Here is a 1,367-nt window from a genome sequence, read left to right as displayed (position 1 = left end):
CCGCTCATCCCCGCGAAAGCGGGGACCCAGCTCTGTCCAGCTTGACGCCTGTGCTTCAGGACTGGCGAGCCGAGGATGATCCTTCGCCCGCTGCAACACCCAAAGGACTGGGTTCCGCTTTCGCGGGAATGAGCGGCTGGTTGTGTGACCCGCCCGGCCTGCTAAAGGCCCGGCCATGAGCACCGCCTGGCGCAATGCGCTGCACTACATCCTGCTGTTCGGCGCCACCGGCGTCAGCCTGCCGTTCGCCGGTCTGTGGTTCCAGTCCCAGGGGCTGAGCGGGGCCGAGATCGGCACCCTGCTGGCCGCCCCCATGCTGGCGCGTCTGGTCACCGGCCCCATGATCGCGGTCTGGGCCGACGGCTTCGCCCTGCGCCGCACCGCCATCGCCATTCTCAGCGTCATCGCCGCCGCCGGCTACGGCGCCGCCGGGCTGGTGGAAGGCTTCGCCCTGTGGCTGCCCCTGTGGTTCATCGGGGCGACAGCCGCCGCGGCGGTCATCCCCCTGGCCGACGTGCTGACCCTGCGCGGCGCCGCCCGCGAGGGCTTCACCTTCGCCGCCCCGCGCAGCGCCGGGTCGCTGGCCTTCGTGGCCGCCAATGTGGGCATGGGGGCGCTGCTGCTGCGCGCCTCGCCCGATGTGATCATCGTCTGGCTCGCCGCCGCCTTCCTGATCGGCGCGTTGACGGCCCTGACCGTCCTGCCCGCCGAGCGGGTCCACCCGGGCGCCGCCCCGCCGAAGCGTGAGCGCTTCAAGGGCCTCGGCGCCCTCGTCGCCGACCCGGTGTTCATGACCGCCATCCTGGCCGTGGGCGCCATCCAGGCCACCCACGCCTTCCTGTACGGATTCTCGGCCATCGAGTGGAAGGCGCGGGGCATCCCGGAGTCCATCACCGGCATGCTGTGGGGCTTCAGCGTGGTGGTGGAGGTGCTGTTCATGTGGATCGTGGAGCCGTGGCGGCGGCGGCGCGGGATCGGGCCGTGGCTGCTGCTGATGATCGGCGGCGGCGCGGCGGTGGTGCGCTGGGTCGCTCTGGCCTTCATGCCGCCCCTGTGGCTGCTGTGGCCGCTGCAGGCCCTGCATGCGCTCAGCTTCGCCGCCACCTTCCTCGCCGGATTGCAGATCGTCGAGCGCCTCGCCCCGCCCGCCAACCAGACCGCCGCCCAGACCCTGCTGTCGGCCCTGTCCTCCGGCGTCCTGATCGGCCTCGCCACCCTGATGGCCGGCCCGCTGTACGACGCCTATGGCGCGCTGGGCTATCTGGCCATGGCCGTGCTGGCGGGACTGGGGCTGGCGGCCGGGTGGCGGGTGCGGGGGGCGTTGGCTTAGCGCCGCCCATCCCGGCGCGCGCAATCCTCCCCCATCG

At 72.5% G+C, this 1,367-nt stretch carries 1 protein-coding gene; it reads left to right on the top strand.

The genetic code is table 11. The features are described from left to right. Positions 1-175: 175 nt before the first annotated feature. Complete coding sequence (locus tag MBEBAB_RS14740; RefSeq protein WP_021698782.1) at positions 176-1,330, top strand: MFS transporter; 1,155 nt, start codon at positions 176-178, stop codon at positions 1,328-1,330. The last annotated feature ends 37 nt before the right edge of the window (positions 1,331-1,367 follow it).

Source organism: Brevundimonas abyssalis TAR-001 (assembly GCF_000466985.1).
GTDB lineage: Bacteria > Pseudomonadota > Alphaproteobacteria > Caulobacterales > Caulobacteraceae > Brevundimonas > Brevundimonas abyssalis.
Note: the sequence above shows the minus strand (reverse complement) of the source record. Positions and strands in the feature narration are given on the sequence as shown.

Excerpts from the sequence above, each read along its gene's own strand:
- MBEBAB_RS14740 (WP_021698782.1), top strand. The coding sequence starts at position 176 with ATGAGCACCGCCTGGCGCAATGCGCTGCACTACATCCTGCTGTTCGGC.